Annotated in this window: 8 protein-coding genes; 5 read left to right on the forward strand and 3 right to left on the reverse strand. The window is 50.2% G+C overall.

Going from position 1 to position 8843, the window contains the following annotated elements:
• Positions 1–177 precede the first annotated feature (177 nt).
• From I2D94_RS07540 to I2D94_RS07560, 5 genes are all read left to right on the forward strand, one after another.
• Entirely contained in the window at positions 178–1845 is a 1668-nt protein-coding gene (locus tag I2D94_RS07540; protein WP_195396183.1) for a ribonuclease J, read from the forward strand.
• 13 nt (positions 1846–1858) lie between these two features.
• A complete protein-coding gene (locus I2D94_RS07545) occupies positions 1859–4144 on the forward strand; it encodes a DNA translocase FtsK (protein ID WP_195396184.1) in 2286 nt (761 codons plus the stop codon).
• 169 nt (positions 4145–4313) lie between these two features.
• Positions 4314–5381: a BMP family ABC transporter substrate-binding protein gene (locus I2D94_RS07550; RefSeq protein WP_072683546.1), complete on the forward strand. Its 1068-nt coding sequence runs from the start codon at positions 4314–4316 to the stop codon at positions 5379–5381.
• Positions 5382–5627: 246 nt separating this feature from the next.
• Complete coding sequence (locus I2D94_RS07555) at positions 5628–5765, forward strand: helix-turn-helix domain-containing protein (protein ID WP_229056798.1); 138 nt, start codon at positions 5628–5630, stop codon at positions 5763–5765.
• Positions 5766–6004: 239 nt separating this feature from the next.
• Positions 6005–6415, forward strand: coding sequence for a hypothetical protein (locus tag I2D94_RS07560; RefSeq protein WP_002334817.1), 411 nt, complete (start codon positions 6005–6007; stop codon positions 6413–6415).
• Here I2D94_RS07560 and I2D94_RS07565 read toward each other — a convergent pair.
• From I2D94_RS07565 to I2D94_RS07575, 3 genes are all read right to left on the reverse strand, one after another.
• Complete coding sequence (locus I2D94_RS07565; RefSeq protein ID WP_001255868.1) at positions 6364–7230, reverse strand: aminoglycoside 6-adenylyltransferase AadE; 867 nt, start codon at positions 7228–7230, stop codon at positions 6364–6366. The genes I2D94_RS07560 and I2D94_RS07565 overlap by 52 nt on opposite strands.
• Before the next feature lie 175 nt (positions 7231–7405).
• Complete coding sequence (locus tag I2D94_RS07570) at positions 7406–7951, reverse strand: AAA family ATPase (protein ID WP_001071501.1); 546 nt, start codon at positions 7949–7951, stop codon at positions 7406–7408.
• Positions 7952–7979: 28 nt separating this feature from the next.
• Positions 7980–8783 carry a helix-turn-helix domain-containing protein gene (locus I2D94_RS07575; protein ID WP_002334816.1) on the reverse strand — a complete coding sequence of 268 codons (804 nt, stop codon included), beginning with the start codon at positions 8781–8783 and terminating at the stop codon, positions 7980–7982.
• Between the last annotated feature and the right edge of the window lie 60 nt (positions 8784–8843).

Consider the following 8843-nt stretch of genomic DNA (forward strand, 5'->3'; position numbering starts at 1 on the left):
CCGGAGCTATGATATAGTTTACCCACGAAGCTATCCCTGTTGGGCCGTATCATGATTGACCAAAACCGCCTGGACAAGCGCTTTTCAACGATTGAAAGCGTTTTTCCTGCGCTGCGCGCGGTTGTCAGGGAACGTTGGACAGGGTATAATAAAGAAAACATCATAGGAGGAATTTTCATGGATCAAGTACGTCTGTTCGCTTTAGGCGGGCTGGATGAAGACGGCAAAAACATGTATGTGGTTGAAGTCGGCGAATCCATTTTTGTCATTGAAGCGGGCTTAAAATATCCGGAATCCACCGATCAGTTGGGGATCGAGCGGATCATTCCGGACTTCAAATATTTAATTGAGAACCAACACCGAATTCAGGCGATTTTCATTTCGCATGGTCATGACGACGTCATGGCGGCGCTGCCGAATCTGCTTCGGCATGTCAAAGCACCGGTATATTCGACGCCGTTAACCGCGATGCTGATCGAGGAGATGCTGAAAAAGGAAGGACTGCGCGAGATTCGCGTGCACCGCGTCAAGCGCAATTCCAGCTTTAAGATCGCCGGAATTCCGATCCGCACCTTTGGCATGACCCAGTCGATCGCCGACGGCTTCGGCCTGTCGATCGAAACGCCGCAGGGGGCGGTTGTGTATACCAGCGAATACATCGTCGACTACGATATTCATAACGACGCTTTTTCCTGCGATATCACCGCGCTGGCGGAGATTGGCAAGCGCGGCGTGCTGGCGTTGATGACCGAGTCGGTCGGCGCGGACCGCGAGGGCCATTCGGCGCCGCATCACCGCATCACGGAGTTTGTCGAACCGGCATTTGAAGACGCGGAAGGCCGGATTATCATTACGACTTATCATCAGAATTTATACCGCATCATCGAGATTATCGAGCTGGCGAACAAGTACAACCGCAAAGTGATTTTCTATGACGACGATCTGCGCGCGATTTTAAAAGCCGTTGAAAAGATGGGCTATTACCGCATGCCGATCGGTCTGGAAATCCCAAAAGCCAAGTTTACCAATGACTTGAAGGGCGTCGTGGTGATCGTGTCCGGTTCAGGCGATCACGTGTTCCGGCGGATGCACAAGGTCGCGCTGGGCGAAGATGCGATGCTGCGGCTGAACGGCCAGGATACCGTCGTCATTGCCTCGCCGGTGGTGCCGGGCACCGAACGCGAAGCGACGAATATGGAAAACGAACTGTATAAGGAAAACGTCCGCGTTGTGACGCTGGACCGGCGCAAGGTGTATTCCATGCACGCGTCGATCGAAGATCTGAAAATGATGCTTTACCTGTTTAAGCCGACCTATTACATGCCGATCAAGGGCGAATACCGCCAGCTGGTGTCCAATGCCAACATCGCGCTGAACATGGGTTATCACGCGGATAAGATCCTTGTGCTGGACAACGGGCAGATTGCCAAATTTGAAGACGGCATTCTGAAATCGACGGCGGATCAGCTGACGCTGGAAGACGTTTTGATCGACGGCAACGAGAATCTTGACGTCAGCGGCATGGTGCTGCGCGATCGGGAAATTTTATCCACCGACGGCGCGATCATCGTCGGCATCGTCGTCAATCACAAGACCAAGGAGGTCATCGGCGGACCGGATGTGCAGAGCCGCGGTGTGATCTATCTGAAGGACGCCGATCACATCGTCAAGGAAATCGGCAACATTATCGAACGGACGGTCGAGGACGCCGTCAAGGAAAAACGCTATGAAAATATGGCGGTGCGGATGGAAGCCAAAGACCGGATCGTGAAATATGTCTTGAAGGAAACCGGCAAGCGCCCGATGATTTTACCGGCGATTGTCGAAATCAATGTCACGGAATAGGAGATGATGATCCGTGGCGAAAACGAAGCAGAAGAAGAAAACAAGCAATAAGAATACCGTGGATTCGGAAATCCTGCGTTATGTGATCGCGTTGGCGGCGATCACCGTGACGCTGATCGCGGCGCTGCAGTTGGGCATCGTCGGTCAGTTTCTGACTACGATCACGCGGTATTTGTTCGGAACGTATTACGGAGTCGTCTACGGGCTGTGTTTACTCGGGGGGCTGGCTGTCTTGTTTGGACAGAAGTTTCCCGTTTTCTCCGTTAAGACGCTGATCGCGATCGGCGCGGTGTTGGTCGCGATGATTTTGTGGTCGGCGATTCCTCAGGACCCGCAGCTGAGCGGCTTTCAGGTGTTCAGCGAGTATCTTTCCCATACCGGCGAGCATTTCAGTTCGCCTTCAACCGTCGCAGCTCAGGGCGGCGTGCTGGGCGCGTTATTGTATTCGCTCAGCTCGCTGTTGTTTGCCCGCACCGGCACGGTGCTGGTGATTTTCGCGCTGCTGGCGCTGGCGGCGCTGCTGATGATCAAGACCGAGGTCTATGTGTCGCTGTGGCAGTCGCTCACCGGGGCTTTGCATCGTGAGAAAAAGCCGAAGCCGAAGCGTTCCAAATGCGAAACGGAAAGCGATTCGCTGGAAGTGGCTGCGGAAGAGCGAAAGGTGATCGGCACGGTGGAGCTGGGCAAAAAGAAGAAGAAATCAATTTTCTTAACCCCGGACGACGAACCGGCGCCAGAAGAAGAACTGCCGTCACCGGTCGTGAAGAAAGAAAAGAAAAAAGAGGAAAAAGAGAAACCGGCTGCGGAGGAGCTGCCGAAGGTGGTATCCGTGGGCAGCGGCGCGGGAGCGGTCGACTACAAGCTGCCAGCCTTGACGATGCTCGACGAAATTCAGGCCAAGTCACGCTCGGTGCTGAACCAGAACGCCGCGTCGATCAAAGGCAAGAAGCTGATCGAGGTGCTGGGCAATTTCGGCATCAACGCACAGCTGGTCGCCACGCATATCGGCCCGGCGGTCACTAAATTTGAAATCCGCCCGGATTCCAACGTCAAGGTATCGAAGATCAACGCGATTTCCGATAACCTGAAAATGGAGCTGGCAGCCCGCGATATCCGGATTGAAGCGCCGATTCCCGGCCGCAACGCCGTCGGCATCGAAATCCCGAATGTCGAAACGACGCCGGTCAAGATGCTGGAGCTGATGCGTCAGCTGCCGGAGGATAAAAAAGACAAAAAGCTGCTTCTGGCGCTGGGCAAGGATTTAATGGGTAAAGGCATTTTCTGCCAGCTGGACAAAATGCCGCATCTGTTGATTGCCGGCGCGACCGGCAGCGGCAAGTCGGTATGTATGAATACGATCATCACCTCGCTGTTGATGCGGACTTCGCCGGATGAGGTAAAGCTGCTTTTAGTCGATCCGAAGAAGGTGGAATTCACGCCGTACCGCGAGATCCCGCATCTGATCGGTCCGGTAATTTCCGACGGCGCCGAGGCTGCCCGCGCGTTAAAGGTCATCGTCATGATGATGGAAAACCGCTACGAGGTCTTCGCGCAGGTCGGGGTGCGCAACATCGCCGGCTACAACGAGAAAATCGCCAAAGAACCGCAGCCGAACCTGCAGCCGATGCCGTTTATCGTCGTGATCATCGACGAATTGGCGGACTTGATGGCTGTGGCCGGCAAGGAAGTGGAAATGAGCATCCAGCGGATCACGCAGCTGGCGCGCGCCGCCGGTATTCATCTGATCGTCGCGACGCAGCGGCCCTCGACCGATGTCATCACCGGCATCATCAAGGCCAACATTCCAAGCCGGATCGCCTTCTCCGTTTCCAGCGGCATTGATTCCCGGACGATCCTCGATCATGTCGGAGCGGAACGGCTGCTGGGCAACGGCGATATGCTTTATTTCCCGATCGGCGAACCGAGTCCGGTGCGCTTGCAGGGTGTCTATGTTACCGACGAGGAGGTCAAGCGGATCACCGACTTTGTTTCCGCTCAGATGAAGCCGCGCTACGAGGACGCGTTTATCCGGCTGGAAGGCGTCGATAACAACGAGAGCACGGCTGTGGTCTCAGCCCAGGACGATCCGCTGTACGAGGAAGTGAAGGACTACGTCATCGAAACGCAGAAGGCGTCGACGTCGCTCTTGCAGCGAAGGTTTGGAATCGGATATAACCGCGCGGCCCGGCTGATCGACGTGCTGGAAGAACGCGGCATCATCGGTCCTGTTCAGGGCTCGAAGCCAAGAGATGTTTACATTAAAAAGAACGCTGAAGCGGACGCTGAGGAAGAAGATTGAAAAATCACATTGAAACCGGAATTGATTATTTTCTGAATCAAAACCGGTTTTTTTCCTGACTTGCCGGAATTGTCTGAAGAAAACCACGCCTTAAGTTGACAAATGGCATTTTAAAAGTCTAATATTATACTGTAAGCATAGCTTGCACAAAGCAATGGAGGGAAAGAAAATGAAAAAATTGCTGACCTTTGCTTTAGCGCTGCTGATGGTTGCCGGCTGTTCCAACAATGGCGGAGGAACGGCTACACCGACACCAAGCGCTGACGCAAACACAGACGGTGAAAACACCGGCTGCACGATTACCATCGGATTAGTTACCGACTTGGGCGGTATCGACGACAAGTCCTTCAACCAGGGTACTTGGGAAGGCGTAGTTAAATTCGCGGAAGACAACAAGATGAGTGAAGATTGCTACGGCTACCTGCAGTCCTCGGCGGACGCGGATTACATCCCGAATCTGAGCACCTTCGCGGATCAGAAGAAAGATCTGATCGAAGCTCCAGGCTTCCTGTTTGAAGATGCGATGAAAGAAGTTGCCGATCTGTATCCGGATCAGAAGTTCGTTATCATTGATACGGAAGTTGACAAACCAAACGTTGCTTCCGCAGTCTTTAAAGAGCAGCAGCCTTCTTATCTGGTCGGCGTTGCCGCAGCCATGAAGGCAAAAGAAGCGGGCAAAACGAAAGTCGGATTTATCGGCGGCGTTGAAAACCCGATCATCGAACGTTTTGAAGCAGGCTACAAGCAGGGTGTTGCCAGCGTCGATCCGGCGATCGAAGTGCTGACGGACTATGCCAACGCCTTTGATGATCCGGGCAAAGGCTCGACCCTGGCTCAGAAGCAGTACAATGACGGCGCGTATGTTATTTTCCATGCGGCGGGCGCAACGGGCAACGGTCTGATTAAAGAAGCGAAGGACCGCCGTGAAGCTGGCGAAGACGTCTGGGCGATCGGCGTTGACTCCGACCAGTATGACGCAGGTCTGATGTCCGACGGCAAATCCGCAGTTCTGACTTCTGCGCTGAAGCGTGTGGATACAGCGGCTTACTATTTCGCAGAACAGGTCAAGAATGGCACATTCCAGGGTGGAACAATGGTCTTTGACGCAAGCAATGACGGCATCGGCTTCCCGAAGGAAAACCCGAACCTGTCTGATGAAATCGTCAAGGCGATGGAAGACGCGTTAGCGAAGATCAAGTCTGGCGAAATCGTCGTTGACGAAGCAGTTCAGAAATAAGCTGATTTTCAATTTGTGAGAGGAGAGCGCAGGCTCTCCTTTCTTTTTGACAAAAGTTGAACTCTTTCACGAAGGTTACAGGTCTCTGATCGGAAGAGGACTTTTGTCAGAAATCCAATCGGTTTTTATCCCAAACCGACGCGGCAGAAGAGAGAAAACAGGTGGAAAACGAGGAACTCTACCGTTGGTAGGTGTTCCTTTTGGCGTGCTGCGCTACAATGAAAACGATGAAAGCGAGGATAAAGTATGGATCAGATAAAAATCGGCGGCTTCATCGCTATCCGCAGAAAGGAAAAAGGCTGGACGCAAAGTCAGCTGGCCGAGGCCTTGGGGATTACCGATAAAGCGGTGTCGAAATGGGAAACGGGAGTTTCCCAAAGTTAAAGATACCACATCAATCCCACGCGGACTTTTGCTCAACCGATACAGCCGGAGGGCTGGATAACAAGAAAAGGCGGTATGCGCCCCGTGGAGGGGTAGCGTACCGCCTTTTCTTGTGGGGGTTTCCAAAGGGGGCAACGCCCCCATTTGGCACACGACTTTGCGAAGCAAAGTGTAGTGTGTTATACGCTCTGCCGGCGTTGCCGTGAAAATGCCGTTGCCGCCGGGGAGGGCAAGGGCATTTGAAGCGGCAGGAAAACAGGGCTGTGCTTGCGTGGCGTGGAGCCGCAAGCGCAGGTCTGGACTCATCAGCAGACAGGGCGTATATGAAAGCCCCAGTTCCTCGTCCTACGCTCCAACTTGTGGACAAAGTGTCCCGAAGTTGTGGCCACACTCCCGGAAAAGTAGCAGGACAACGGGCAACCGTCAAGGCTGAAATGAACGGGTTTACACCCGGCCTTGACCTCCGCCCGCTGTCCCGCTGGATGGGTGGACAAGGCGGCCAATCCCTCAAAGTGCTTGGCCGCTCTCTTTCTGATTTTGAGGTATTCAGTTTTTCAAAATTGAATAATCAAAATAAATTTTTTCGATTGAAAAAATTTTATTTGTTATCATCTTCAATGCCATATTTTTTCTTTTGCCGAATCACATAATTACTGATTTTTTCATCATATAGTGGATACTGGTAATCCAACTGGCATGCCACTTCTGACGAAACCTCCCGGAACAATGCCATACATTGTTCAAAGGATTCCCACATATGGGGATAGGAATCCATATTATAAGTGGACATAAGTCGTTCCCACAATTCCTCTGGGACATATTGCTTCATAAATTTATAGTTTTTTCCCAAACTGAAATGAAATCCCTGTTTGATACCAATCAGCCAGGAAATCATGCGAAGCAATTCTTTTCGTACTATATCATTCATATGGTCAATAGCAAAAAGAATTTCTTTGCGGCATAAGCCCTTTACTACATATGTTGTAGTATTCCAAAATTCATTACAGCAATCGTCAAACATTCTTTGAGTAGGCTTCTGCAAGTGGTAGTCTATATCCGTTGGTATTGGCGGCTTTACGATACGGTTGTCTTTATCCAACAGTAACTTTACCAGTTTATCCCATGTAAAATACTCGTCTATCAGTTCCAGCGGCAGCAAAGTTAAATCTATCTTAACATCATCAGTAAACAGCATTAAATATGAAAATCCCTTTTCTACAGCTGGAAATAATTCCATATCTTCCGGCTTTTGCAGAATCAACCTTTCACCAAATATATCTAGCCATTTATCATCACTTGTGAAGCTGTCCATATCCGTAACAAAAAAAGTAATATCAAAATCCTGAAAATCATCAGGCGGAATATTTGTATTTGTTCTAGATCCTTCCAAAGTAACCATGCGAATGCGTTTGTCTGTTTTTGCAAAATTCAAAACAATATCATAAACTTCCTTTTCTGATCTCATTTTTATCTCCTCCAATTATTGAAATAGGTGTGAAGCCATTTTAGGGCTTTCCCGCCTTGATTACCCTTTAGCAAAGACGGGCGGGACTGTCAACGGCGGCGCATGAAATGCGCCGTTCATCTTGACCGTTGACTGGCTCGGCTGGCTTTGCTATCTTCCTGACAAATGGGAATGTCTAAGATAGTAAAGACGTCCCACATGCAACTCTTTCTTTTATTGCGGAAACCGTATCTTTAATTGTGAATGTAGTTGTGTCTATGACATTTGATTCATATACTCCCAAACCGGAAAATTGCTCCCACATTGTTTCCACTAATTCAATATTTGTTTTTCTATCTAATTTTGAGCGTTCCACAGCTCGCTTCATAGTTTCTTTTTTACTCGCTCTTAATACAATATAGTGTACCTCGTAATCTTCTTGGGCAAGAGCTTTCCATGGCTCCAAAAACCATGGCCCGACAATCCCATCTACAATTACATCATATCCGCCACGAGCATATCGCTTTGCAGCTTCTAAAAAGGCTTCAATGACAACCAGATTTTGCTCGTTGGATTCTGGCAAATGTGGTGGTATTGCGCCTTTGCTTAAGTAATGAAAAAAGTCATCGGTGTGCATATGCACTGATTTATCCATATCTGATTCCTTTGCGACAATTGACGCAGTTGTTGTTTTTCCTGTCCCCGGTGAGCCTGTAATCACAATAATTCTTCCTTGATTCATCTGTATTTTCCCTCACAATTCAAATTTATCACTTTGTTCCTGCCTGCTCAATCATCTTCTTCGCAAACTGCTGGAACATTTCAACAGTTTCTTTATCCATCGGTGTAAGCTGTCCGATCTGTCCAGCTATCATCGCCGTTACATCGTCAATGGAAAGTGGTTTTTGTTTCTGTTCCGCCAGTGCGTCCCGCATGGCTTGGAACATAGCGGCGGTCACAGCTTCTCCCGGCTGTTCCCCGTTGTCAATGTCTTTCTTAATGTCCCGCAGGATAGCCAGGAACACATTTTTGATTTTTTCAATCTCCGCTTCATGTTCCCCTATCTTTTGGGCGTTCAAAAGCTGTAAATCCTGCTTCGCTTCTGCCCGGTGTTCCGGGTGTTCTTTCATCAGGTCGGACAGGGAAGCCGTTGCCATCTCGATAAGCTGGTTTCTTGCTGTTATGCCCTTTGCCGCCGTATCCTGAAAATAAATCCGTATCAAATCTATCAGCTTAGGAAAATTCCTGTGTTCCAACAGGCGGTTGAGGATTTGCACATCAACAGCACCCGTCACAAGCCCCCTCACGGCTCCCTCGGACAAGCCTAATTCAGAAATATCGTAGCTTTTACGAACGCTCACGGTAGACAAGCCCAGTATGTAGTCTGTCGATACCTTAAATTCCTTTGCCACACCTATGAGAATATCACTGCTGACCGTTCTTGTTTCGCCGCTGACAATGCGGCTCAACTGGGAAGCGGAAACGCCTATCTTCTCCGCAAGTTCCTTTTGTGTGATGTGGTTCCCGTTGCATAAATCGGAAATCCGCTGTCCGGGCGTTCCGGGTAAAGCCATAGATACGCACCTCCTCCGCATACTTCCATTATACAGAATGATTGCAAAAATGCAATTTCC

The organism is Holdemania sp. 1001302B_160321_E10, from assembly GCF_015552275.1.
Classification (GTDB): domain Bacteria; phylum Bacillota_I; class Bacilli_A; order Erysipelotrichales; family Erysipelotrichaceae; genus Holdemania.

Coding starts and splice junctions, on each gene's coding strand:
- I2D94_RS07540 (WP_195396183.1), top strand. CDS start 178: ATGGATCAAGTACGTCTGTTCGCTTTAGGCGGGCTGGATGAAGACGGC.
- I2D94_RS07550 (WP_072683546.1), top strand. CDS start 4,314: ATGAAAAAATTGCTGACCTTTGCTTTAGCGCTGCTGATGGTTGCCGGC.
- I2D94_RS07555 (WP_229056798.1), top strand. CDS start 5,628: ATGGATCAGATAAAAATCGGCGGCTTCATCGCTATCCGCAGAAAGGAA.
- I2D94_RS07565 (WP_001255868.1), bottom strand. CDS start 7,230: ATGAGATCAGAAAAGGAAGTTTATGATATTGTTTTGAATTTTGCAAAA.
- I2D94_RS07570 (WP_001071501.1), bottom strand. CDS start 7,951: ATGAATCAAGGAAGAATTATTGTGATTACAGGCTCACCGGGGACAGGA.
- I2D94_RS07575 (WP_002334816.1), bottom strand. CDS start 8,783: ATGGCTTTACCCGGAACGCCCGGACAGCGGATTTCCGATTTATGCAAC.